The organism is Ilumatobacter sp. (assembly GCF_041688325.1).
Lineage (GTDB): Bacteria > Actinomycetota > Acidimicrobiia > Acidimicrobiales > Ilumatobacteraceae > Ilumatobacter_A.
Genome location: NZ_JBDNIJ010000163.1, coordinates 1 through 24175, shown reverse-complemented (window position 1 = coordinate 24175; position 24175 = coordinate 1). Strand labels below are relative to the sequence as shown.

At 63.7% G+C, this 24175-nt stretch carries 25 protein-coding genes; 9 read left to right on the top strand and 16 right to left on the bottom strand.

Translation table 11 applies throughout. The annotated features are described in order from the left end of the window. Positions 1 to 10: 10 nt before the first annotated feature. Positions 11 to 877: an amidohydrolase family protein gene (locus ACH2EI_RS10335; RefSeq protein WP_395152351.1), complete on the bottom strand. Its 867-nt coding sequence runs from the start codon at positions 875 to 877 to the stop codon at positions 11 to 13. A 28-nt stretch (positions 878 to 905) separates the two neighbouring features. Further along, positions 906 to 1940 (bottom strand): aromatic ring-hydroxylating dioxygenase subunit alpha, encoded by a 1035-nt coding sequence (locus ACH2EI_RS10330; protein WP_395152352.1) that lies wholly within the window; start codon positions 1938 to 1940, stop codon positions 906 to 908. 100 nt (positions 1941 to 2040) lie between these two features. Here ACH2EI_RS10330 and ACH2EI_RS10325 point away from each other — a divergent pair, with 100 nt between their 5' ends. Further along, positions 2041 to 2892 carry a crotonase/enoyl-CoA hydratase family protein gene (locus ACH2EI_RS10325; protein ID WP_395152353.1) on the top strand — a complete coding sequence of 284 codons (852 nt, stop codon included), beginning with the start codon at positions 2041 to 2043 and terminating at the stop codon, positions 2890 to 2892. A gap of 35 nt (positions 2893 to 2927) precedes the next feature. Here ACH2EI_RS10325 and ACH2EI_RS10320 read toward each other — a convergent pair whose 3' ends face one another. From ACH2EI_RS10320 to ACH2EI_RS10310, 3 genes are all read right to left on the bottom strand, one after another. Then, complete coding sequence (locus ACH2EI_RS10320) at positions 2928 to 3224, bottom strand: DUF1905 domain-containing protein (RefSeq protein ID WP_395152354.1); 297 nt, start codon at positions 3222 to 3224, stop codon at positions 2928 to 2930. Positions 3225 to 3321: 97 nt separating this feature from the next. Beyond that, a complete protein-coding gene (locus ACH2EI_RS10315; RefSeq protein ID WP_395152355.1) occupies positions 3322 to 4242 on the bottom strand; it encodes an NAD(P)-dependent alcohol dehydrogenase in 921 nt (306 codons plus the stop codon). Between the two features lie 44 nt (positions 4243 to 4286). Then, a complete protein-coding gene (locus ACH2EI_RS10310; RefSeq protein WP_395152356.1) occupies positions 4287 to 6470 on the bottom strand; it encodes an MMPL family transporter in 2184 nt (727 codons plus the stop codon). A 198-nt stretch (positions 6471 to 6668) separates the two neighbouring features. On the opposite strand from ACH2EI_RS10310, the gene ACH2EI_RS10305 reads away from it, so the two are divergent. Beyond that, on the top strand, positions 6669 to 7229 hold the full coding sequence (locus ACH2EI_RS10305) for a TetR/AcrR family transcriptional regulator (RefSeq protein ID WP_395152357.1): 561 nt from the start codon (positions 6669 to 6671) through the stop codon (positions 7227 to 7229). An 88-nt stretch (positions 7230 to 7317) separates the two neighbouring features. Next, positions 7318 to 9012: an amidohydrolase family protein gene (locus ACH2EI_RS10300; RefSeq protein ID WP_395152358.1), complete on the top strand. Its 1695-nt coding sequence runs from the start codon at positions 7318 to 7320 to the stop codon at positions 9010 to 9012. A 36-nt stretch (positions 9013 to 9048) separates the two neighbouring features. On the opposite strand, the gene ACH2EI_RS10295 is transcribed toward ACH2EI_RS10300, so the two are convergent. The 4 genes from ACH2EI_RS10295 to ACH2EI_RS10280 all read right to left on the bottom strand — a co-directional run bounded on the left by ACH2EI_RS10295 (position 9049) and on the right by ACH2EI_RS10280 (position 11561). After that, complete coding sequence (locus tag ACH2EI_RS10295; protein ID WP_395152359.1) at positions 9049 to 9759, bottom strand: spermidine synthase; 711 nt, start codon at positions 9757 to 9759, stop codon at positions 9049 to 9051. 25 nt (positions 9760 to 9784) lie between these two features. Next, a complete protein-coding gene (locus tag ACH2EI_RS10290; protein WP_395152360.1) occupies positions 9785 to 10270 on the bottom strand; it encodes a universal stress protein in 486 nt (161 codons plus the stop codon). Between the two features lie 83 nt (positions 10271 to 10353). Further along, entirely contained in the window at positions 10354 to 10803 is a 450-nt protein-coding gene (locus tag ACH2EI_RS10285; RefSeq protein ID WP_395152361.1) for a MaoC family dehydratase, read from the bottom strand. A gap of 71 nt (positions 10804 to 10874) precedes the next feature. Continuing rightward, positions 10875 to 11561: an alpha/beta fold hydrolase gene (locus ACH2EI_RS10280; protein ID WP_395152362.1), complete on the bottom strand. Its 687-nt coding sequence runs from the start codon at positions 11559 to 11561 to the stop codon at positions 10875 to 10877. Positions 11562 to 11601: 40 nt separating this feature from the next. On the opposite strand from ACH2EI_RS10280, the gene ACH2EI_RS10275 reads away from it, so the two are divergent. Beyond that, positions 11602 to 12051 carry a PaaI family thioesterase gene (locus tag ACH2EI_RS10275; protein ID WP_395152363.1) on the top strand — a complete coding sequence of 150 codons (450 nt, stop codon included), beginning with the start codon at positions 11602 to 11604 and terminating at the stop codon, positions 12049 to 12051. A 47-nt stretch (positions 12052 to 12098) separates the two neighbouring features. Here ACH2EI_RS10275 and ACH2EI_RS10270 read toward each other — a convergent pair whose 3' ends face one another. Genes ACH2EI_RS10270 through ACH2EI_RS10260 form a run of 3 tightly spaced genes read right to left on the bottom strand, consistent with a single transcriptional unit; the run spans position 12099 to position 14113 of the window. Next, positions 12099 to 12287 (bottom strand): ATP-binding cassette domain-containing protein, encoded by a 189-nt coding sequence (locus ACH2EI_RS10270; protein WP_395152364.1) that lies wholly within the window; start codon positions 12285 to 12287, stop codon positions 12099 to 12101. Next, entirely contained in the window at positions 12287 to 12694 is a 408-nt protein-coding gene (locus ACH2EI_RS10265) for a VOC family protein (RefSeq protein ID WP_395152365.1), read from the bottom strand. The genes ACH2EI_RS10270 and ACH2EI_RS10265 overlap by 1 nt, the downstream gene beginning before the upstream one ends. 9 nt (positions 12695 to 12703) lie before the next feature. Then, positions 12704 to 14113 carry an amidase gene (locus tag ACH2EI_RS10260; RefSeq protein WP_395159950.1) on the bottom strand — a complete coding sequence of 470 codons (1410 nt, stop codon included), beginning with the start codon at positions 14111 to 14113 and terminating at the stop codon, positions 12704 to 12706. Here ACH2EI_RS10260 and ACH2EI_RS10255 point away from each other — a divergent pair. Further along, complete coding sequence (locus tag ACH2EI_RS10255) at positions 14096 to 15121, top strand: TIGR03564 family F420-dependent LLM class oxidoreductase (RefSeq protein WP_395152367.1); 1026 nt, start codon at positions 14096 to 14098, stop codon at positions 15119 to 15121. The two genes, ACH2EI_RS10260 and ACH2EI_RS10255, sit on opposite strands and share 18 nt — an antisense overlap. Before the next feature lies 1 nt (position 15122). Here the strand turns inward: ACH2EI_RS10255 and ACH2EI_RS10250 are convergent, their stop codons facing one another. The 4 genes from ACH2EI_RS10250 to ACH2EI_RS10235 all read right to left on the bottom strand — a co-directional run bounded on the left by ACH2EI_RS10250 (position 15123) and on the right by ACH2EI_RS10235 (position 17966). Next, on the bottom strand, positions 15123 to 15407 hold the full coding sequence (locus ACH2EI_RS10250) for a hypothetical protein (protein WP_395159948.1): 285 nt from the start codon (positions 15405 to 15407) through the stop codon (positions 15123 to 15125). Positions 15408 to 15562: 155 nt separating this feature from the next. Then, positions 15563 to 16111, bottom strand: a complete 549-nt coding sequence (locus ACH2EI_RS10245) for an HD domain-containing protein (RefSeq protein ID WP_395152369.1) — start codon at positions 16109 to 16111, stop codon at positions 15563 to 15565. A gap of 2 nt (positions 16112 to 16113) precedes the next feature. Beyond that, the gene (locus tag ACH2EI_RS10240) at positions 16114 to 16905 is read right to left on the bottom strand and encodes a phytanoyl-CoA dioxygenase family protein (RefSeq protein ID WP_395152370.1); all 792 of its coding nucleotides are present in this window, start codon (positions 16903 to 16905) and stop codon (positions 16114 to 16116) included. Positions 16906 to 16913: 8 nt separating this feature from the next. Further along, positions 16914 to 17966: an alkaline phosphatase family protein gene (locus ACH2EI_RS10235; protein ID WP_395152371.1), complete on the bottom strand. Its 1053-nt coding sequence runs from the start codon at positions 17964 to 17966 to the stop codon at positions 16914 to 16916. A gap of 217 nt (positions 17967 to 18183) precedes the next feature. Here ACH2EI_RS10235 and ACH2EI_RS10230 point away from each other — a divergent pair, with 217 nt between their 5' ends. The 4 genes from ACH2EI_RS10230 to ACH2EI_RS10215 are packed head-to-tail and all read left to right on the top strand — an operon-like array spanning position 18184 to position 23790. Beyond that, positions 18184 to 19887 carry an ABC transporter substrate-binding protein gene (locus ACH2EI_RS10230; protein ID WP_395152372.1) on the top strand — a complete coding sequence of 568 codons (1704 nt, stop codon included), beginning with the start codon at positions 18184 to 18186 and terminating at the stop codon, positions 19885 to 19887. 21 nt (positions 19888 to 19908) lie between these two features. Next, positions 19909 to 20865 carry an ABC transporter permease gene (locus tag ACH2EI_RS10225; RefSeq protein ID WP_395152373.1) on the top strand — a complete coding sequence of 319 codons (957 nt, stop codon included), beginning with the start codon at positions 19909 to 19911 and terminating at the stop codon, positions 20863 to 20865. Then, a complete protein-coding gene (locus ACH2EI_RS10220) occupies positions 20852 to 22783 on the top strand; it encodes a dipeptide/oligopeptide/nickel ABC transporter permease/ATP-binding protein (RefSeq protein ID WP_395152374.1) in 1932 nt (643 codons plus the stop codon). The genes ACH2EI_RS10225 and ACH2EI_RS10220 overlap by 14 nt, the downstream gene beginning before the upstream one ends. Beyond that, positions 22783 to 23790, top strand: coding sequence for an ABC transporter ATP-binding protein (locus tag ACH2EI_RS10215; protein WP_395159946.1), 1008 nt, complete (start codon positions 22783 to 22785; stop codon positions 23788 to 23790). Before ACH2EI_RS10220 ends, ACH2EI_RS10215 begins: the two co-directional genes overlap by 1 nt. The last annotated feature ends 385 nt before the right edge of the window (positions 23791 to 24175 follow it).

Sequence of the window (24175 nt, the reverse complement as noted above, 5' to 3'; positions counted from 1 at the left end):
CACGGACGTATCACAGCTTGAACACGCGTCGTGCGTTGCCGTGCAGGAACGGTTCCCAGACCTTGTCACGGAAGGGAACGTCCGGCAGTGCGGCGAAGATCTGATCGAGGCTCAAGCCCATCGGGTAGTAGCCGGCGTACATGATTTTGTCGGTGCCACGTGTGTTGGCGTAGTCGATGATCGCCTGCGGGTAGTACTTCGGGCTGAACGCCGAGGTGCAGTAGTGCAGCCCCGGGTATTTCAGCATCAGCTTCACGGCGAGCGCCTCGTCGGGTTCGGCGCCGTGGCGCATCACGATCTTGAGGTCGGGGAAATCGAAGCAGACCTGGTCGAAATGCCGGACATGCTGGCAGTCGCCGGGGACACGCGGGCCGGGAACGCCGGCCGTGAGGCAAATCGGGATGTCGAGGTCGACGCAGGTCTGATAGATCGGGTAGTAGCGACGATCGCTGATCGGTACCTGCGGATCACACCCGGCAGGGAACGACGTCACTGCCTTCAGATCGTAATCGGCATGCGCCGCGCGGATCGCATGGACCGCTCCGCCAATGTCGTTCGGGTCAACTTCGAGGCTGAAATGGATCCGCTCCGGGTGGCGCCGCTTCGCCTCGATCGATTGCTCACTGACGTTGAACAGTCCGCTCGCAACGCCGACCGTGTCCATTGCCGCAATGCAGGTCTCGATGACGTCTTCGTCGTCACCAGCATCGTCGCCGACGTCGTTGAACATGTAGCCAGCTGGCATTGCAAGATCGCCCTGACCCGCAATCGTCTCGTCGTCTTTCGCCTGTGCTCGCAGGAAGGCATAGATCTCTGCCTTCTTGAACGGGAATGCGATCATCAGATCGATCGCCTGCGGATCAGCGGGAAAGGTCATGTCATCGGCGCCCATCGGGGAGAAGCGGTCACACTGTGCCTGACACAGTGTGACCGGGGGTGGCGTAGAACTGGGTGGCCCAAGCGCGGAACTCGGTGATTGGCTTTTCGTAGGGCGCGAGGGCTGGCGAGGCGACGAAGCGCTTGTTCTCCCAAATCGGGACGTCCTGTTCGAACTGGCGCTTCACCTCCTTGACGAACGCCGGCGCAATTGCCGCCGAGAGTTCCTCACCGTCGTGGAAGAAATTCATGCGGATCGTGCAATGGCCGTTGTCGATGGGCGTGGTGGTGGACAACAACTTGATCGTGCCGAACAGTGCAAACGTCGTGACACTCGTACCTGGGCCGTACATGTCGACGTTGAGTTCGCCGGCCTCGAGGCCCTTCGGCGTTTCGTAGACGGTCTTGTTGACCACGTGGCGGATCGGGCCGTTCGCCGAGCCGTCGGCCGCGGGTTCGGCGACTGCGCTGCGCACCTCGCCGAGGCCGGGCGACCCGTGGATCGACACGAAGTGCGCCATGTCGATCGAGTTCTCGGCCATCTCCTGCCAGTACGAAGCAACGGTCCACTCAGCTGCACCGCACGGCACCATGGCATCGTCGATCAGCGTCGGAATCTCCCACATCGGCTCGACGGCCGGATCGGGGTGGTACCAGAAGCGGAGGTGACCGTCGATCTCGGTGGTCGGGTACATCCGCAGCTTGGCCTTGGCATTCGTTCGCTCGGCGAAGGGGATGAACGTGTTCGCGCCAGTGCCGTCGAATTTCCACTCGTGGAACGGGCAGACAATGCAGCCCGCATGCTCGGGGGTGGCATCAACACGGCCCCCGACGCCCAGGTGGGCACCGAGGTGTGGACAGAAGGCATCGGCGACCCGGAACTGCGCTCCGTCATGCCATGCAACGAGTTCCTGACCGCATGCTTGAAACGAGAAGACCGCGCCCGCCTGGTCGCCTGTCGCAATCAAGTCCCATGGCAGGTCGACGACCCGACCCGCCGAGTACCAGCCGAACGGAATCGGTTTCGGAAAACGCACTGCGTTCGTCGAAGCGTCAATGCTCATTGCTCTGTTCTAGCTCGCTCCGACACTGCGCCCGCGCTGCAGCGCGTCACAGCCAGGTCTGACCCAACTGTGACAGTGCTCATCTGCCAGGCTTGGCCACATGGGACACACCTGTTTTGACGTCGAGATCACCGACAAGGTCGGCCACATCCAGATGAACCGGCCCGAGAAGGCCAATTCGATGATCGCCGAGTTCTGGAACGAACTGCCCGAGATCGTCGACGAGATGTCGGCATCCGGTGCGGTGCGCGCCGTCGTACTCTCCGGCGAGGGGCGGCACTTCTGCTCGGGCATGGACCTCTCGGTCTTCAGCGCGTCAGGGTCCGACGTCGGCCCGACGGCCAGCGGCGCCAAGCACACCAGCCGGCGCGGCGAACGGTTCCGCTCGACAGCGATGAAATTGCAGGATTCGTTCACTGCACTCGAGCGGGCACGGATGCCGATCCTCTGTGCGATCCAAGGCGCATGCGTCGGAGGTGGCATCGACATGGTGTCGGCTGCTGACCTCCGGTACGCCTCCGAGTCGGCGTACTTCTGCATCGCCGAGATCAACATCGGGATGACCGCCGACGTCGGCACGCTGCAGCGCATGCCACGCCTCGTTCCCGAAGGCATCGTGCGCGAGCTCGCCTACACCGGCCGCAAGTGGAGCGCCGCCGAGGCCCTCGCTGCTGGCTTCGTCAACAAGGTCTACGCCGACCACGAGCAGTTGCTCTCAGGAGTCCACGAGATCGCCGCAGAAATCGCGTCAAAAAGCCCGATGGCCGTCTGGGGCACGAAGAAGTCGATGCAGTACAGCCAGGAGCATTCAATTGCCGACGGCCTCGAGCACATCGCCACCTGGAACGCCTCGATGTTCGACACCGACGACATGGCCGAGGCATTCGCTGCGCAGATGGAAAAGCGAGATGCAGACTTCCCTGATCTCTGGGCACAATCACGCGGCCTCTGAAGCAGTCGCTTCTCCTACCCGAAAGCTGCTGAGCGTCAATTCAGCTCGATCGAGAGGCTCACTTCGACAGTGTCGCCTGCATCGATGCCCTCGGCCTTGCGGACCGGCTTCTTGACCGGCAGGACGTACACCTTGCGCTTGCTGTCCGGGAACACCGACGTCATCCATTCGGTGTCGCCGATCTGGGCGCGCACCCGTACCGAGCCGAAGCCGTTCCGTGTTGGCACCATCTCCGAGATGTCGTCCGAGTCGTCAGCGGGCACTGCCAGGAACACCCACGAACCACCACTGTGCAGGTACAAGTCGGCGTCGAACGTGAAGGTCGCTTCCACAGCAGCGACCGTAGCTTTCCGCAGTCCCACAGTCAGCGGGCCAGATCAGCGGGCCAGATCAGCGGGCCAGATCAGCGGGCCAGGTCAGCGGGCCAGGTCAGAATGTCAGGAGCGCCTTGCCTGCAATGCGGCCTGATGCCTGCAGCTCGAGCAACTCGACGACATCGTCGAGCCTGAAGGTCCGGTCGATGACCGGCACCACCGCGCCGGCGTCGAGGAGGTCGTTGAGCGCGTCGTGATCAGCCAGCGTCACGCTCGCCGTGAACGACGCGAGTCGCTGGCTGACGAACGGCGATCGGAGTGTGCAGCCAAGCAGATACCTGATGGGCCCGAGCACCCGCCCGCCCTTCGGTGCCCCGACGCCAACGTAGACACCATTTGCGGCCAGTGCGTTGCAGTTCTCGGCAACCGTGCGGTTGCCGATGTTGTCGATCATCACGTCGGCCGCGAGGTCGAGCCGCGTGAAGTCCTCGACGGTGTAGTCGACAACGAGATCAGCACCGAGTGACCGGACCATCTCAACATTTTTTGTGCTGCATACACCGGTCACGCGCGCACCCATGTGCTTTGCGATCTGCACGGCGAACGTGCCGACGCCGCCCGACGCTCCATTGATTACAACGTGCTGACCCGGCTGAACAGCTGCATGGTCACGTACGGCCTGGAGTGCTGTTAGACCTGCGATCGACACCGCTGCCGCTTGCTCGAAGGTCACCCGCACCGGCTTGTGGACCAGCTGCTTCTCTTTCGTGGCGACGCGCTCGGCGAATGCACCAGAACAGTTTCCCCAGACTTCGTCGCCCGCAGCGAACCTCGTCACGTCGGCTCCGACTGCTTCGACGACGCCCGAGACGTCGACGCCTGGAGTGTGGCGCTTCGGTCCGAACAGCCCGAACGCGGGCCGAGCAATCAGTGGCGTTCCAGCCAGGTAGTAGAGGTCGAGCGGGTTGACCGCCGCAGCCTTGACACGGACCACCACCTGATCGGCCTTGGGAACGGGGTCCAGAATTTCGCGCACCCTCACCGATGACGGCGGTCCGTACGTCTGGTACCAAGCAGCTCTCACACCAGTACCGGCTCTCGCTCTTTGACCTCGGTCACCAGCATCTGAGGTTCGGGTAATCCACTCTCACCGTCGATGTCGATCGTCGGCAGAAGCCGGTCGAGCCATCCGGGAATCCACCAGTTGGCGTCACCCATCAGTCGCATGGTGGCCGGCACGAGCACCATGCGGACGATGGTTGCATCGACGAAGATCGCTGTCGCCAATCCGAGGCCCATCATCTTGATTGCGGGGTCCTCGCCAAGCACGAATCCGAGGAAGACAGAGATCATGATCAACGCCGCCGACGTGATCACTCGAGCAGTGCTGGCAATCCCGTGGATGACGGAAGCGTCGTTGTCACCCGTGATCAAGTATTCCTCGCGGACCCGAGAAAGCAGGAAGACCTCGTAGTCCATCGACAGGCCGAAGAGCACCGCAAACATGAACATGGGGATGAACGAGATGATCGGCACCGTCGCATCGAGGCCCACCAGGCTCAGGCCCCACCCCCACTGGAACACCATCACCATCACTCCGTACGCCGCGCCGATGCTCAAGAGGTTGAGGAGCGCCGCCTTGAGCGGGACAAGGATCGACCGGAAGACGAAGGTCAGGAGCACGAACGACAGCAGGATCACCGCGGCGATGAACCACGGCAGACGGTTGGTGATCCGGTTACCGAGGTCGCCGAAGGTCGCGGTCTGGCCACCGATGTGCGCGACCGCAGGGCTGTCGCCAAGCACCTGTGGGAAGACGTCGGAACGCAACCGCTCGACCGTTTCGAGGGTGGCGTCGTCTTGCGGTGCCGTGGTCGGGAAGACGATCAGCGTGGCGACGCCTGCGGCGACATTGACCTCGGGGGGAGAAACGGCGACCACGCCCGGATCGGCGGCCACAGCGTCAGCAAGTGGCTGCACGACGTCGACATCGTTGCTGATGTCGATCGCCACAACGAGCGGACCGTTGATGCCGGCTCCGAAGCCTTCAGCGACGAGGTCATACGCACGTCGCTCGGTGCGTGACTCAGGGAGTGATCCTTCGTCGGGAAAGCCCAGTTGCAGCACGAGGACCGGCGCAGTGAGCGCGAGCAGCAGTCCGGTGACGCCAATGGCGTACGGCCATGCATGGTTGGACACGTGACGGCCCCAACGCTCCCATCCGACCCCCACGCTCTCACCGGCGTGATGACCGCGACGATGGATCCCGAGCCGATTGATCCAGGTTCCAGCGAGGCCGAGGAAGGCTGGCAGCAGCGTCACCGACGCGACGACCATGATCAGCACGATCACCGAGATAGCAACGCCGGCGGCCGTCATGAACGGGATACCGGCGACGGCGAGGCCGAGGATCGCGATCACCACCGTGCCGCCGGCGAAAATGACTGCCTGGCCAGCGGTCGCAACCGCTCGTCCGACGGACTCTTCGACCGTCATGCCTCGCGCCAGGAACTCGCGATGGCGGGTGACCAGGAAGAGGGCGTAGTCAATGCCAACGCCGAGACCGACCATGCTGCCCATCTGCGGCGCCCAGCTCGGAATGTCGATCAGGTAGGTGATCAGCCCCATCGAGCTCACACCGAGTGCCAACCCGAAGAGCGCCATGCCGATCGGGAGTCCCATCGCAATAACTGACCCAAATGCGAGGAGCAGAATGATCACCGCAGCAATGAGCCCGATCATCTCGCCGATGCCGGTCTGCGGTTCCTCGAAGGCGAAGAAGAGTTCGCCGCCAAGTTCGATCCGCAGTGCATCGGTTGCACCGCTCGACTCCCGTAACTCCTTGAGCCGATCGAGGTCGAGCGGGCTCAGATCGTCGGTGACGGGATACTGCACGCGAAGCAGCGCGATGCGGCCGTCCGGCGAGATCTGTTCGGCCGTACCCAGCACGCTCTCGAGAGCTTCGAGTTCACCCCGCAGGGCCGCGAGCGCGGCTCCCGAAGCATCGTCCGCGAACGTCGCACCATCGACCAATGGTGTCGCGACGACCTGCGCGGTCAACCCGGCACGGTCGGACTGCGCTGCCGACAGCAGATCGATGGCGTCCTGGGAGTCGAGTCCTGGCACGTCAAAGGAGTCTTCGAGCTCGCGGCCAAAACCGGCTGACGCCCCCACGACGACGATCGCCACCAGGAACCAGGCACCGATCACGCGCCCCGGTCGGCGAGCAGCGAACCGCCCAAGTCTGTACAACGCATGTGACATATCAGGGACCTCGTAAATTTGGAATTCCGGACTGGAATTTGGGTGGGAGTGAAGAGTGGGAGTGAAGAGTGGGAATATGACTGGAGTTGGCGTTGCGGTGGCGTTGAACTATCCCACTGCGGTTTCGCTACGTTAGAGTATCGAAACAATCCCAGTTCCGCTACCTAATGGTAGCGAAACTATTTCTGGAGTACGAACATGGCACGTCCACGCAGCGAAGAAGCCCGAGAGAAGATGGTGGCCGCGGCGGCCGAAGTGCTGCTCGAACGCGGCGTCAGCGGCTTCACCGTCGACGAGGTCGCCAAGCGGTCCGGCGTCGCGAAGACCACGATCTACCGGCACTACCCCGAACCTCACGACCTCATCGTGAGCGCCGTCGACTCCACCGTCACCTATGCAGAGCTTCCCGACACCGGCTCGTTGCGCGGCGATCTCGCGGAGTTCTTGCGGCGCATCTTGCCTAACTTCGTCGAGAGCCGAATCCGCGCGGTGCACTACGAACTGTGGGCCGCCCAGGTGCGCGATCCGTCGCTTGTTGTCCGCGAGCCGCGGTCGCCAAATGCTCCGCGCAGTGCGATCCCACAATTGCTGCAGCGATGGCAGGCCGCTGGCGAGATCAGCCCGAACGTCGACCTCTTGACCGCCTACGAGATCATCGACGGCCCGCTCGCGTTGCGATCGATCATGGCGCCGACAACCGTCTCCACAATCGACATCGACGCCCTCGTCGAGCGGATGGTCGTCCAACTCCAGCTCTGAAGATCCGGTTGGCCGCGGCGAGCATCGAGAGGTCCGGTCGAGACAGTTCGACTCGACCAGACCTCTCGATGCTCGCGACAATGGTGAGATGCATGATCTGGTGATTCGGAACGGACGAGTAGTCGACGGCACGGGTGCCGCAGCACGCATTGCCGACGTGGCGATCGACAACGGCGTGATCACGGCCGTTGGCGAGGTGGCCGACGCAGGCACCCGCGAGATCGATGCAACCGGCCACATCGTCACCCCCGGCTGGGTCGACATACACACGCACTACGACGGCCAAGTTTCGTGGGATCCGGTGATGGCGCCATCGAGCCAGCACGGTGTCACCTCGGTGGTCATGGGTAACTGTGGTGTCGGGTTCGCGCCGGTCCGCCCCGATGCACATGAATTCCTGATCGAGCTGATGGAAGGTGTCGAAGACATCCCCGGCAGTGCGCTGGTCGAAGGTATTTCCTGGGATTGGGAGAGTTTCCCTGAGTACCTCGATGCACTGGAAGCAATGCCCCGCACGATTGATGTCGGCGCACAAATTCCGCATGCTGCCGTGCGTGCCTACGTGCTCGGTGAGCGCGCACACGAGTACGACGTCACGCCTGACGAGATCGCTCAGATGGTCGAGATCACGCGACAAGGCTTGGACGCCGGCGCCTTCGGCTTCTCCACGTCGCGCACGTTCCTGCATACCTCCAAGCACGGCCATGTTCCCGGCACGTACTCGACACCCGACGAAGTGATCGCCATTGGCGAAGCAGTCCGCGACTCAGGGCATGCACTGTTCCAGTACGTCTCCGACGACCAGGGTCAGGGCGGCGACGAGCCATGGCTCGAGACGCTCAATGCCATGGGTTGCCCCACCACCTACACGTTGGCGCAAACCCCCGCCGACCCGACCGCGTTCCGTACTGCACTGGCTGCTGCGGTGAGTGCCACGGCAGCCGGGTCGCCAATGACCCCGCAGGTTGCGGTGCGCCCGACGGGCATGCTCTACGGACTGCAGAGTTCGTTCCACCCGTTCATTGCTCACCCGAGCTACCGCGCCATCCGCGACCTCCCGCTTGCCGAGCGCGCCGCCAAGCTCCGTGACCCTGAGTTTCGGGCCGCGCTGCTCGACGAAGACCCGTTCACCAAGGACCGGTTCGCCAAGTACATGGCGACCAACTGGAGCCAGATGTACCGCCTCGGCGACCCGCCTGACTACGAGCCGCCGGTTGAGGCCAGTGCAGGGGCCATCGCCAAACAGGAAGGTCGCCACCCCGGCGAGGTTGTCCTCGACTGGTTGGTCGAGGACAACGGCGAAGCGTTCATGTTCAGCCCGCTCGGCAACTATCACGAGAACAACCACGACGTGATCCGTGAAATGCTTGACCACGACGTCACGATCCCCGGTGCCTCCGATGGTGGCGCGCACTGCGGTCTGATCTGCGATGCGAGCTTTCCGACCTACCTGCTCACCCACTGGGCACGTGACCGCAGTCGCGGTCCGAAGCTGCCCCTCGAACGAGTCGTCCAATTGCAAACGTCGAAGACCGCTGACGCGTACGGGCTGAAGGATCGTGGCCGCATCGAGGTCGGCAAGCTGGCTGACATCAACGTCATCGACTTCGAAAATCTACATTTGCATGCACCGAAGATGGTCCACGACCTGCCCGCCGGCGGGCGCCGCTTACTGCAAGACGTCGATGGCTACCGCTACACGATCAAGTCAGGTCAGGTGACCTTCGAAGACGGCAAGCCCACCGGCGCGCGCCCCGGCGGTGTGCTCCGCTCCGGACGCTGACGAGCCGCTCCACGACCCGGGTCGCTCTCGGGCTCGTTACACGGTGGCGACGTAGATCGTGCTCTCGGCAGTGCCGCCGGTGAGCACGTTGTCGAAGACGACGACCTCGGCAACCGCCGTGTCGAAGGCGCCTTCGAGCACCGCCAGGTACTCCGCGTCTGGCGGGTCATTCGACCAGAGCGAGAACACGCCGCCCGGGCGAATGCACCGAGCAAGCCGCTCAACTCCGTCGGCCTCGTAGAACGGGGCATTGCTCGGGTCGAGCAGGTGACGCGGCGAGTGATCGATGTCAACGATAATTGCGTCGAACTGGTCGGGAGCATCAGCACCGAAGTCCATGCCGTTCGCGGCGATCTCAAAAAAATTTCCGAGAATAAACTCGCAGCGCTTGTCGGTCGATACCGACTCACCGAGCGGGATGAGGTGACGCTCGTGCCAGTCGATCACCGGTGCAAGCGCATCAACAACGCGAAGCGATGTGACACGTGAGTCATCCAGCACGGTCTGTGCGGTGTAGCCGAGACCGAGGCCCCCGACGACGACATTGAGCGACTCATTCGACGTTGCAGCGAGAGCAAGACTCGAGACGGCCTCTTCGCCATCGGTGATCAAGCTCGACATCAAGCCGTCCTCGCCGATCTTGATCTCGAACACGTCGATCTGCAGTGTCGGTTCGAGCCGACGGCGCAGGCTGATGATGCCGATGGGCGTCTGCTGATAATCGAGCTCTTCAAAGAGTCGGCTCATCTGTTGCGACTGTCAGGATGAGCGGTCACTTTGGCGCCGGAGAGATCGGGTGAACGACGAGGACCGGGCAGATTGCCCGGTTGAGAACGAGTGCCTCAACCGATGGCTCGAACAACCGTGAGAACCAGCTTCGCTCGCTCGCTCCGACCACCATCACGTCGACCCTGCTCTCAGCAGCCTGCTGAAGGAGCACAAGTGCGGGATTGCCGACCTCGCCGACTGTTTCAGCATCGGAAATACCAGCTTCGTCTGCCGCTCGTTCGGCCACGCCTTCGGCCTCGTGGGCATCGGCGTCAAGACCGTCGGCGAAATAACTCAGCGACGGAGCCGAGAATGCTGATGCGGTCGCATACGACACCGAGGCCGCGCCCATGGCCGCTGGCTCTGGGCTCACACTCATGACGACATAGTCCGCGTCATCGCCGAAGAGATCAAGGGCCTGGCGGACAACCGAACGGTCCCGTTCGGTTCCATCGACGGCGATGAGCACTTTCTTCGGTGTGTTGGTCATAGAGAGAGTGTTCCACGTACAGCCGGTACGGAAACACAAACCAGTTCGATCCGTTCCTGTCCGCGTCTCAGCTCGTCCGCGTCTCAGCCTGTCCGGCGACCGAAGAGTCCGCGTGAGCGCATACTCATCACGACCACGCCGTCCTGATTGGTCATGGCACCTTCGATCAGGACCGTGCCGCGTGTCGGGTTCTTCGCCGACGGTGCGGTGTTCATCACGGTGATGGTTCCGGTCAGCGTGTCGCCTGGGCGAACCGGCGCCCACCAGCGCAGTTCCTCCATCCCCGGCGATCCTCGGCTATCGGCACCGTCGAGCACTGTGTCGGCGTAGAGCCGCATCCACAGCGAGCCGGTGTGCCAACCGCTGGCAATCAGACCGCCAAACGACGAGTCGACAGCAGCGACTGGGTCGATGTGAAACGGTTGCGGATCAAACTGAGTGGCGAAGTCGATGATCGCCTCCTCGGTCAATGTGACCGAACCCAACTCGATGACCTGGCCGCTGGTGAAGTCCTCGAAGTGCGTGGTCGCCATCGGCCGAGTCTGGCAAACTGCCGCCGCTCGACACGGCTTGAGGTGTCTGTTGTTGGCCGATCGGACTGTGCTCAGGGGAGGAGGGTGGCGGCGAAGGAGGCGATGATGTCGGCAACTGCGATGGCGTGCGTGTCTTCGTGCATCGAGTGGCCACCGCCATCGAGCACGACCAGGCGCGCATCAGGCATCTTGCGTTCGAGGTACTGACCTGAGCCTTGGTACTCGGGGCGGTCATCGCCACCTGCGAGCACGACGGTTGGCGTCGCGATGTCGGCGAGCCGGTCCATCACGATCGAGTCGTGCTGCAAATTGAGGTCGGTGACGTGCTCCGGAACACCAAACCGGTGGGCGTTGCGACGTGAGCGGACATTCCAGCCCTCGCGCTTGTCCGGGTCACGGAAGCCGGGCCCCGTGTTGATCGCCACCACGCCACGAGCAGCGTTCGGGCGCGTGGCTGCATGGGCAAGCGCCAGGTAGCCGCCGAGCGAGTGGCCAACCAGGATCGCCGGGCCGTCAACACTGGCCAGTACGTCGTCGATGTCAGCCAATGCTGCGTCACGGGTGAACGCTTCGGGGTCGTCATCGGGGCAGGGTGAGTCGCCGTGGCCGGGCAGGTCGATCGCGATCGTCAGGTGCCGATCAGCCAGCGCCTCGGCGCAGGCATCCCAGCTATGGGCCGACGTTCCAAGCCCATGAATGAAGACGATGGGCACGCCGGCGCCCGCTGCTGGTCCGCGTCGGATCGTGTTGAGTTGCACGAGGAGAACGTAGCCACCGCCCTCCTCTACGCTCGGATCGGTGAGCAAACTGCATGAGACTTTTATCGACCACGACGCGGCATTGGCTGCGTCGATCACCGAGGCATTCGCCGCAGGCGGGTCAGGCCTGATGGCCGACTTCGGGCTTCGCATCGTCGCTGCCGAACCGGGCCGCGTGCGCTTCGACCTTGATGTCGTCGAGCGCCTCACGCATGGCGGCGGAGTGCTGTCGGGGCAAGCGATATTGGGATGTATGGACACCGGCATGGTGTTCGTGATGATGTCGCTACGCCCTGATGCCGACGCCAGCTTCACGACGGTGTCGCTCGCCACCAACTTCGAGCGCGGGGTACCAGAAAATGTCGGCACCGTCACGTTCGAAGCGTGGGCTACCAAGCCGGGCAGGTCGCTCGTGTTCGGGCAGATCGATCTCTTCCTACCGAACGGCACGCGCGCCGCAAGCGCCACGACGACATATATGTGGCTGTGATTTCGGACGTCCAACCGAGCCCACAATCAAGCGCCCGGAGGCTGCGGTCAGCGTCTGGTCCGTCCGCATCGATCGAGCGCATCGATCGAGCGCATCGTTGTCCACTTCCCTGCGCCGTTGGGGCCGAGAAAACCAACCAGCTCGCCGCGCGGCACCTCCAGATCGAGGCCGCCGAGTGCGGTGACCTGCCCGAACTGCTTGCGCAGCCCCGCGCAGACGAGTCCGTTGCCGGTCATCAGGTGGCCTCGACGAACTCCACCCAGTTGCCATCCGGATCCTCGACCATGCCGATCCGGATCCCCGGCCGGATTTCCGAGGCAGGGACCATCACATTGACGTCAGCAGCTGCACACTCGGCGAGAATCTCGTCGAGGTTCGAGACGATCAAGGTGAGGTACCGGAACCCGAGGCCACCGGCAATGCCGCCAGGTGTTGCCGACGGCGGGGTCGTGGTGAGGTTGACCAGCTTGATCACCGTGTCGCCGCACTGCAGGCGGTGCATCGTGCCGCCGCCACCGATGGGCATCGGCATGTCACCGACGTGCTCGAGGCCAAGAAGGCCAACATAGAACGCGAGTGATCGTTCGCTCTCTTTGATCACGATGCCGAGATCGATGGCGGACTTGGCGAGTTGTACAGGCATTCCCGGAAGCTACGTCATCACCAGCCCTGGGACACGTTGGTACAGCGGGTTCGCTGCTTCGAGAGCCGCAGCGGCTTCGAGGAGCGCCCGATCGTTGCCAACTCGCGCGACCAGTTGCAGCCCGACGGGAAGGCCGGCGGAGGTGAACCCGGCCGGCAAAGACAGCGCCGGGCACCCGGTCGGTGTGATGACGCAGCAGGTGGTCATCCAGTCGAGATAGTCAGCCATGGCGACGCCATCGATCGCCATCGGGAACTCGGTCTCGACGGGGAACGGTGCGACCTGGGCAGCTGGCAGGGCGAGCACGTCGTACTCGTCAAAGAACTTCGTCATCTCGGCGTGCACCTGCGCTCGCAACGCTTCGGCCCGCAGCACATCGTCAACGGTGATCGACAGGCCGAACTCGATGTTCTCGAGCACGGTGGCTTTCATCAGCGACCAACGGTCACGCGGGATCGCCTGCCCGAGTTGGCGGTAGGCCAGACCACGCAGGGTGCGGAAGATCTGCATGGACGCCGACAGGTCCGGGGCTGCTTCGCTGAACGTGCCCCCGGCCGCCGTGATCTGCTTGGCTGCCTGGCGACAGAGGCCGAGGACCTCGGCTTCAGCAGTGAACAACCCGAGGTCACCACCCCAGGCCAGGCGAGCGGACGTCGTTGTCGGGAGCGGAGCGCGAAAGATCGCCGGGTCGTCAGTCAGCGACAGCGGGTCGTCGGCCTGGGGCCCGGCGAGCGCGCTGAGGAGCAGCGCCGTATCGGCCACCGTGCGCCCCATTGGACCACGCACACCCAGCCGAATCAGATGGGTCGACGTCGACGTCGCGGCGGACAGGGCCACTCGCCCGATCGTCGGTCGGAGGCCGACCACGTTGCAGAAGCCCGCGGGGTTGCGCAGCGATCCGCCGAGGTCGCTGCCGTCGGCGATGGGCAGCATCCGGCTGGCGAGGGCTGCCGCTGCGCCACCGCTGCTGCCGCCCGCCGACTTCGACAGATCCCATGGGTTCCGGGTCACGCCGAACACTTCGTTGAACGTGTGCGAACCCGTGCCGAACTCTGGTGTGTTGGTCTTGCCGATGATGATCGCCCCGGCGGCACGGAGTTGCGCTGCGATGAACCCGTCAGCCGCTGCCAGCTGGGTGCTCGTCACCAGTGAACCCGACCGTGTCGGAAGTCCGGCGACGTCTTCCAGATCCTTCACTGCCACCGGCAGGCCGTGCAGTGGACCCATCGGTTTCTGGGCATCGGCCGCGTCGGCATCGGCCAGCACGTCGGCCCGGTCGCGCATCGACACGATGGCGTTGACCTGAGGGTTGACCTGATCAATCCGGTCGAGGTGCGCGGTCATCACGTCACGCGCCGACAGCTCTCGCGACCTGAGGAGGCCAGCCAGTTCGACGGCGGTGTGATCGACAATTTCCATCAGCCCATCTTGCCAGCACTCGATCAGCTGATCCCACGCCAGCCGGTGATCCTCAAGGGCTTCGATGCACTTTTGGCAGCGCGGCGCGGTCATGCTGGCGCCATGGACATCGGAATCTTCTCAGGCGTCGCGAGTAGCGGCGGATTCAGCTCGATCTTGGCGGACGCAGCAGCGTCGGCCGAGGCAGGATTCGACACCTACTGGCTCCCCCAGATCGTGCAGCAGGCTGAGGCGATGAACATCATTGGCGCCGCCGCACAAACGGTGTCGAACATTCGCTTCGGCACATCGGTCGTCCCCACGTACCCCCGTCATCCAATGGTCATGGCCGAACAGGCCCAAACTACGAGCATGCTCACCGGCGGCCGTTTCACGCTCGGCATCGGCCTCTCCCACAAACCGGTGGTCGAAGGCATGTGGGGCCACTCGTTCGACAAGCCGCTCCGGCACGCCCGCGAATACCTCGAAGCGCTGATGCCACTCGTGCGCGGCGAAGCCGCCAGCTTCGCCGGTGAGACCCTTACGGCCCGTGGGCAGTTGACGATCAACGCCCCCGAATCTCCGGTGCTGCTTGCCGCGCTCGGCCCGCAGATGTTGAAGCTCGCCGGTGAGCGCTGCGGCGGCACCATCACCTGGATGACCGGCGCAAAGACGCTCAGCGAGCTCACCGTGCCCACGATCAGCGAAGCAGCATCGAACGCTGGGCGCGACAAGCCCCAGGTCGTTGCCGGTATGCCTATCTGGGTCACCGACGACGTCGACGCCGCTCGCGCTAACGCCGCCAAGACATTCCTGATCTACGGCCAGCTCCCGTCGTACCGCGCAATGCTCGACCGCGAAGGCCTCGGCGGCCCCGAAGACCTCGCCATCATCGGTGACGAGGCAACATGCGCGAGTCGGCTCGACGAACTCGCCGCCGCCGGTGTCACGCAGCTCGCGGCATCAGAGTTCGCCTCGGACCCCGAGGGTCGAGCCCGCACCCGGGCATTCCTCGCCAGCCGCCTCTGAGTCAGTAACTGGCAGGGGTCAGCTCGAGGGCCGCGCTGGCAATCGGGAGGCGCACAACGACGCAATCGCCGTGCACGTCCGTCGTGACGTCGGGGTGTCCCGTGATCCACCACATCCGTGGCTGCACGCCAACGATGCGGAACTCGGTCCAACCCGTCATCTCGGTCACCGGCTCAACGTCGACATAGAGCGAACCGCCACGCCACCCATGGCACACCACCGTGACCTTGCCGACTTCGACGTCGCGCACCGCGGCCAGTTCGGAGTGTTCGGCGCGCTCCCTCATAAGCCAATTGTCCCGCAAGATCGAACAATCCGCGCTCGCTTCCTCCGTTTTCATGAGCTTGCTGCAGTCAGTGACTGCAGCAAGCTCATGAAAACCGCAAGATCAGAAGGTGGCGTCAGCATCTTGGCTGTTCCTGCTGGAGCGGCTCGGGTCGTTCAGCGGATGGCGACCGAGCGCAGCACGTCGGCATAGTGGTCGAACCCGGGGACCACGCGGCCGGCAACCTTGGCCGTGTCGTCCCAACGCCGCACCAGTACTGCGCCACGACTGCCGGGATGACGTTCAAACGCGTCAACTTCGTCGGCGGTCATTGCGCCACCCTGTACGGCGAGGGTCCGCACCGACGACGGTGACAAGGTCGCGAAGTAGGACGACTCAACAGCACACAGGTAACGCTTCGCAGCCACATGCAGCGCGACCGGGCCCGTGACCTCTGGCCCGAACCACGCTGCGAGATACCGGGCGCCGGCTTTCTCGTGCTCGTGGTCGTTGACCAGGGTCTCATCGAGCGCAACGTGATCTTCGAGCAGCAGGTGCCCCACATCATGCAGCAGCGCAGCTGCCACCAGCGCATCCGATTCGCCTGACGCCGTGGCCAACTCGGCACACTGCACTGCGTGCTGCAACTCGGTGATGACCTCGTCATACAACCGCGATGCAGCCGGGCTTGCGTACAGCGCGTGCAGATCATCAAGCAGCAGCATGGTCACCGCTGTACCGGTCGCCCGAGGAAGTCGTCGATGATGCTGATGCGAACGCGCTCACCGTCGAAGTCGTCCCCAGCCACCGCGAAGTCTGCTCGCTTGTCGGCGTAGTAGCGGTCGCGGAAGTCGCCACGCGACGCAGCGTTGTAGGTGAGATAGGCAGCGCGTCGCGGCCGATCGCTGCGGTTCGTATCGCTGTAGTGCGGGGTGTACGAATCGAAAAACAGCAGGTCACCAGGATCCAGCGGCACCGGGCGCCAAGCGAGCTTCGCCGCAAGTGACTCGTCGATGCGACCTCGCTCGTCGGTCGTCATCATGGTGCCTCGCCCCGGAGGCACCGTTGCACCAGCGTCGGGCGCGGGCGCCACGTACAGGCACCCGCTCTGTTCTGTCGCTGGATCGAGCGGAACCATGCAGGAGATGTGGTGGTCAATGAATCGGTAGGCCGGTGCGTCTTGATGTGGGGCAAAGCCGCCACCACCGGGATGCTTGTAGTTGATCTTTTCCTTGAACAGCACGGCCGGTTCGCCAAACAACTCGCCGAGCACTCGGGTGATAAGGCCGTCGCAGATGAACGCGCGAAGCACATTGTCGTGCTCGATGAAGTCTTCGCTCCTGGCCAGGACCGCCCCGGCGTCAGTCTGTTCGAAGTGGTGGAGACCCGGGCCGTCGGCGTCGGCCCACGCCGCCACGCCGGACACCGCAGCGTCGATCGCTGCGAGTTCATCCGGCTTGATCGCCCCGCGCATGACGAGCCAACCCTGCTCGCTAAACGCCGCGACGTCGATCGTCACGTTTGCTTTCACAATTCTCCCAGACCGAGCAACCCGGCAATCATTGGTGCCCACTCAAGCGCTGACGGTTGGGCAGTCTTGATCCATCGCATCAGCGGCTCGGCTGCGGGGGCACCGCCGGACACAATTGCCAGCTGCGTCCGGCAGCGGGGGCTGCCGTGTTGTCCGCCGAGTGGGATCGGCGCCGCATCGAACATTCGCCCGGGTTCGGTCCATGCCATCCAGACATCCGCGCTCAAACGCTCCGCCGACTCGATTCCGGAAACGGCTGTGATCGCGGCGAGTGCGTCCGGACCGACGTCGCCGTGGATCAATGCGCCTGTTCCGTCGGTGGCCACTTGGAGATCGACGAACCCGGACAGGGCATCGGCCAGCGGGACCGATGTCTGGTCGACGATGGTCTCTTGGTCATGGTCGGACAGCGTGATAACGACGGTGTGGTCCCACCCGTCGGCGAGCGCATCAATCAGTTCACCGTAAGCACCGTCGGTCGCACCATATTGCTCGACTGCCTGCGACGAGTCCGGCCCATAGAGATGCGATGTCGTGTCGGGTTGGTTGAGATGCAGCACGACGAGGTCGGCGTTGAGGTCAGCACTCTGCGCGGCGGCGACGACAGCGGCGTCAGTCGGATAGCCGAACTCGCAGCGGGCGGTGCCGTCCGGTATCCATCCGCCCGGCGGCCACACTTCGTCGGCGCGATCGCCGCCCATCTGAGCGATCAGTTTGTGGTCACCGACGACCGTCACCGATCGCCCGCCGGCCGCGGCGACGCGGTCGAACAGGGTGGGGGCACGTGGTCCGGCTTTCGGCGACGGCACCCATCCCTCGCCCTCGATCCAGGTGGAGTTGCCATACACCCCTGTCTCGCTGGGGTCGGCGCCTGTGATGAACGCCGCATGATTGGCGTAGGTAACCGACATTGGCAGCGACAGCCCACCCTCAGGGGCGCGTCCACCCTCGCAAGCCTGCCGCCAGATGTTCGGTGTGAGCGCGGCACTGACATGTCGATGCGGCAGAGCATCGATGATGATCATCACCACACGCAGATCTTCGTTCATCACGACCTCACCGTACGTCGCACCCGCGACGGTCGGCCAACTCAGCTCATCGGTGTGAGTGTCACCTTGCTCGGCCGGTCGCGGAATGATGCAAAAAATGTGACAGTCGACACGTCGCGTGGTCGGTCAACCTGCTACAAATCTTTTAGACGTACAAGACGACTTCCCGGGGGGAATGATGTTGGTAAGTACACGACGCCACACACTGGCGATCCTGGTGTCTGGGGCACTCCTTGCTGCTGCATGCAGCGGCAGTGACTCGGCTGACTCACCGAATGCGACGGAGGCTCCAGCCACCGCAGCCGAGGCTGACCCCGACAGCTCGGAGCCTGCCGACACGTCAGACACCGCAGCACAGTCGACCGAGCCCGACGAACCGGCGCCACTCGAAGACGCGGACCAGCTCACCAGTGAGGGTGAGGGCAACGCCGACCTGGCATCGCTCGAACCAGTTGCAGGTGGCGAGATCACCTTCGGCCTCACCAACGACGGCACCGGTTTCGACACCACCGGCGCCATTGCGCCCGGCTCGATTCGAGTGATCACAGCACTCAACGACTCGCTCGTCGGCCTCGACGCAAACGCCAACTGGCAGCCGAACCTCGCCGAGAGTCTCACGCCGAACGACGACTTCACGTCGTGGACCATCACCATGCGCCAGGGTCTCCTGTTCCACGACGGCGAACCCGTCGACGGCGAAGCCGTTCGCGCCAACCTGCAAGCATTCAAAGACAGCCCGATCGTCGGATTCGCGATGGCTCAGATCACCACGATCACCGCGGTCGACGAACTGTCTGTCCGGCTCGATCTGAGCGCACCGTGGGCTTCGCTCCCGTACGGGCTGGTCGGCCAACCCGGCTGGATGGTGTCGCCTTCGACGATCGGCACGAACGAGACATTTACTGGCACCGGCCCGTTCATGCTCGAGAGCTGGACACCAGGCGACGGCGCACGCGTCGTGCGCAACCCGAACTACTGGCGGGCCGACGAGGGCTTGCCGTACCTTGATGCGATTAACTTCAAATTCCTTGTCGATCTGACGGTCAAGCGCCAGGCCTTCGAAGCTGGTGACGTGCAGGGCTACATCAGCCCGGGCGATGAAGACATCGTTGACTTTCTCGAGGACGACGAGACCGACGTGTGGATCGGCACCGCTGGCGCGAACGAGTACCTGTGGCTCCTCAACACGACTGCGCCACCGTTCGACGACCTCCGCGTCCGCCAGGCAATGGCCCACGCGATCGACAAGCAGTTCATTATCGACACGTTCCGCTCCGGCCTCACCATCCCGGCGAACGGGCCGCTGAACCCGTCAGACCGCTGGTACACCGAGAACAACTATCCGCAGTTCGACCCAGCAGCAGCACAAGCGCTCGTGGACGAGTATGAAGCCGAGGTCGGCCCAATCGAATTCGAGCTGTCGATCGAGCCAAATGCATCGGTGATCGAAGTCGCCGAAGTGATGATGTCGTTCCTGACCGACGTCGGTATCGACGGCAAAATCAAGGAGATCGGTCAGGGCCAATCAGCGCTGACGGCGATCCAAGACGACTTCCAAGCGTTCTCCTGGTTCCAGTTCGGCTCGCCCGATCCGGACGGCGAGTACCCGTTCTTCCATTCCAGTGGCGGCTTCCTCAACTGGACCAACCTGGTCAGCGCCGACATTGACGCTGGGTTGGATGCGGGTCGACAGAACATCGACGAAGCTGCTCGCAAGGCGGGCTACGCACAGTTCCTCCAGGCGCTCGGTGACGAAGTTCCGATGATCTGGGTCGATCACCTCAATGGTGTCGAAGCCGTGGTCACGCTGCCCGAACTCCACGGCATTGGCACGCCAGGACTCTTGCCGGACGGTTCGGCGTCCTTGGCGATGACCAACGGCAACTTCTTCGCCTGGCCGGGCGTGTGGATCGAGCAGTGACCTGAACCAGCGGGCCCCAGCATGCTGATCTTCGTCCAGCGCCTCGGGCGTCTGGTCTTTGTGTTCTTCGTCGTCACCTTCGTGACGTTCTTCCTGCTCGACCAGGCACCGGGTGACCCGGCTGAACGGTTCGCCGGACTGAACGCCACGCCCGAGGTGGTCGAAGGTATCCGCGCCAACCTCGGGTTGAACGGCTCACTCTTGGAGCGGTACACCCGCTGGCTCGGCAATGCAGTGAGGTTCGACTTCGGCGACTCAATCGTGACGCGCGGGTTCAGCAGCTGGGACCTCATCCGGGAGTCGCTGCCGAAAACTCTGGAGTTGATGGTGCTTGCCGAAATCATGGCGATCGGCATGGCGGTGCCGTTGGCGCTGGCTTCGGCACGACGCCCCGGTGGCTTCATCGACAAGGCCGCGTCATCGACCGCATTCGGGCTCCTTGCGCTGCCGGCGTTCGTGCTGGGGATTTATATGTCGTTCGTCTTCGGCGTGAAGCTCGGCTGGTTCCCAACGATCGTCGACAACCTGCCGGGGCTCAACGACGACCCGCTCAACAACCTGCGCCAGATGTTCCTGCCGTCACTCACACTGGCGCTGAACCTGGTGGCCGTCTACCTCCGCCTACTCCGGAGCGATCTGATCGAGACCCTGCAAGAGGACTATGTAATGCTCGCCCAGGCACGCGGCTTGAGTGAGCGGCGCATCATGTGGCGCCACGTGTTGCGGCCGTCATCGCTGAACTTCACCACTGCCGTCGGCCTCAACATCGCTGGCCTCATCGGCGGAGCGTTCATCATCGAGGTGCTGTTCGCGATCAACGGCATGGGTCGCCTGGTGATTCAGTCGGTCATACTCGAAGACTTCAATGTGGTCGCCGCCGTCGTCGCCATCCTGACCGTCGCCTACGTGATGATGAACTTCCTCGTCGACGTGCTGTATTCGATTCTCGACCCAAGGATTCGTCATGGCGCTCGTTGAACCGGGCCCGACTGGGGTGAAGACCGAGGCTGAAGCAGTCGCTGCTGTCAAGCAGGGCGGGCCTGTGCCCAGTCGGAAACTCGGAGTGATGTTCTGGTTCTCGGCCACGTGGATTGTCGCGCTGGTGTTCCTCGCGCTGTTCCGCGACATCCTCCCGATTCGCGACCCGGACGAACTCGGCATCCGGACCCGTGAAGTCGCCAAGTTTGAGGGCCCCGGCTGGAATGCGTTCTTCGGTGCCGACGGCCAGGGCCGCGACATGTTCGCGCGCGTCGTCCAAGGCGCGCGGCCTGCGCTGATCCTCGGCCTCACGGTCACCATCATCGGCGGGTTGCTCGGCAGCGCCGTGGGCCTCACCGCCGGTTACCTGCGCGGCAAGGTCGATTCGGTCAGCACCATCCTGATCGACATCGCGTTGGCATTCCCCGGTCTCGTCCTCCTCATCTCCGTGCGAGCCACCTTCGGCAACTCGATGTTCGTGTTCATCACGCTGTTCTCGCTGACAAGCATTCCCGGCTACGCCCGCATTGTGCGTGGTGCATCATTCGCGCTTTCCGAGCGCGACTTCGTCGACGCGGCCGAAGCAATGGGCGCAACCAAGCGGCGGATCCTGCTGCGCGAGCTGGCACCAAACATCGCCCTGCCCGTACTGTCGTTTGCATTCATCGGCTTCGCTCTCGTGATTGTCGCCGAGGGCGGACTGGCCTTCATCGGCTTATCCCTCGACGAGATCACGTGGGGCAAGTTGATCGCCGACGGAGCCGGTGACATCGACAAGCATGCCCACGTCGCGCTCTTGCCAGCCACGGTGATGTTCCTCACGATCCTGGCGTTCAACCTCGTTGGCGACTCCATGCGATCGCTCTACTCGCCGCGCGAAGTCGTGACGCAGCGCCGCCTGCGCGTCGGCCCCGTAGCCGACACCGGCAGCGGCGACGAGGTCCTGTACATCGACGACCTCTTCACCGCGCTGCACACACCGAACGGCGACGTGCACGCCGTCGACGGGGTGTCGCTGTCCTTGAAGGCAGGCGAAGCGCTCGGTGTGGTTGGCGAGTCAGGGTCGGGCAAAACCATGATCCTCCGGTCGATCGTCGGTGCCTTCGCGCTTGCCGACGTCACCCGGTCCGGCACCATTGAAGTCGCCGGTGTCGACATGTTGCGAGCAGCACCAGCCGACATCCTGCGCACGCTCGGCACGCAGATCGGCATGGTGTCGCAGAATCCCCTGACCGCCCTCAACCCGGTCCGGCTCATCGAGCACCAGATCACCGAACCAATGCTCGTGCACACCAGCATGTCCAAGTCGCAAGCGCGGGCGCGGGCACTCGAATTGATGCAGCAGGTCGGCATCTCGGCGCCCGAACGGCGCCTCCGCGAGTACCCGCACCAACTGTCAGGCGGCATGCGCCAGCGGGTGACCATCGCGATTGCGTTGGCGAACGAGCCGGCACTGCTGCTCGCCGACGAGCCAACCACTGCACTCGACGTAACGGTGCAAGACCAGATCCTGCGGTTGCTGTCTGGCCTCCAGCGCGACCGGCAGATGGCGATGGTGCTCGTCACCCACGACTTGGCGGTCGTGAAAGGATTCACCGATCGTGTCGCGATTGTGTACGCCGGCGAGGTCATCGAGTCGGGGCCGACAGAGCAAATCTTCACCAACCCTCGACACCGTTACACCGTTGCGCTCATCCAGTCGATGCCCGACCTCGACCTCCCAAGCCACTCCGAGCTCACCACCATCGAGGGCACTCCCCCGTCGCTGATCTCACCGCCACGTGGTTGCCGCTTCGCGGCCCGATGCCCGGCCGCTCAAGACATCTGCAACACGACACCCCCGTCGGCCGACGAGCGCAGCGAGCACTGGTTCCGCTGCCACTTTCCCGCTGGCGAGAATGCGCAAGGACACGCCTGATGGCCGGTACCGGCACTGCACATCTCCGCAGCGACGTCGTGCTCAGTGTGACCGAACTCGTCGTCGAGTTCCCGGCACGCAAGAAGCAGGTCGTGCATGCCGTGTCGGGCGTGAGCTTCGATCTCGACCAGGGCGAGACCCTGGGCATTGTTGGCGAGTCGGGCTGCGGCAAGACCACCACCGGTCGGGCCATCATGCAGCTCGAATCGGTGACCAGCGGGAGCATCCGACTCAACGGTGTTGACCTTGTCACCCAGCAAGGCGAGCAGCTGCGCCAGGCGCGCAAGAAGATGCAGATGATCTTCCAGGATCCAGTGTCGTCGCTCAATCCAAGCCGGCGTGTCCGCGACATCGTCCGCGAGGGCATCGACATCTGGGGCTCGACCCGCGAGGGCGACCTCGACGCATGGGTCGCCGAGGTGATGGCGTCGGTCGGGCTCGGTGACGACGGTATTGCCGACCGCAGGCCCCACGAGTTCTCGGGCGGGCAGTGCCAGCGAATCAACATCGCGCGTGCGCTGGTGATGGAACCTGACGTATTGATCCTCGACGAGCCGGTATCGGCCCTCGACGTGTCGGTGCAGGCCCAAATCCTCAACCTGCTCGAAGGGCTGAAGCGGCAGTTCGGGCTGACGATGCTGTTCATCAGCCACGATCTCGCGGTCGTGAAAAACATCTCAGACCGGGTCATGGTGATGTACCTCGGCAAGGTCTGTGAGATCGCCGGAACTGCCGACCTCTACGCCCGGCCCACACATCCGTACAGTCGGGCACTGCTCGCGTCGATCCCCGGCAACACCCTCGGCCTGCCACCGGCGAGTGAGCTGATCAGCGGCGAGTTGCCCTCACCGCTCGACCCTCCGTCAGGTTGTCGTTTCCGGACACGCTGCCCGCACGCGTCTGAGGTGTGCGCCAGTACCGAACCCGAGCTGGTCGAACACGCACCCGGTCACTGGGTTGCCTGCCACCACCCCGCCGTCACTGAGCCGCGCCAGCAGTTTGTGTGAGCGATTGTGTGTGAGCAGTTTGTGTGAGCGATAGCGGCGTCGGTTGCCGGTTTCGCTCACACAAACTCAGGCCAGCCTTTTTGTGTGAGCGATTGCGGCGTCGGTTGCCGGTTTCGCTCACACAAACTCAGGCCGGCGTTTCTGCTCATGAGCGCTGTCGGGATGTGCGAGTGTGATTGCTCACCGAGAGAAACGGGGCCCGACAGGTGACACCAGAGGAACTGCGCGAGGCCGTTGACCACGGGACGATCGACACCGTGGTCGTGGGCTTCACCGATCACTACGGGCGAACGCTGGGGAAGCGATTTGACGCCGCGTTCTTCCTCGAGACCATCGACGACGGGACGCACGCCTGCGACTACCTGATGACGGTCGACATGGAAAT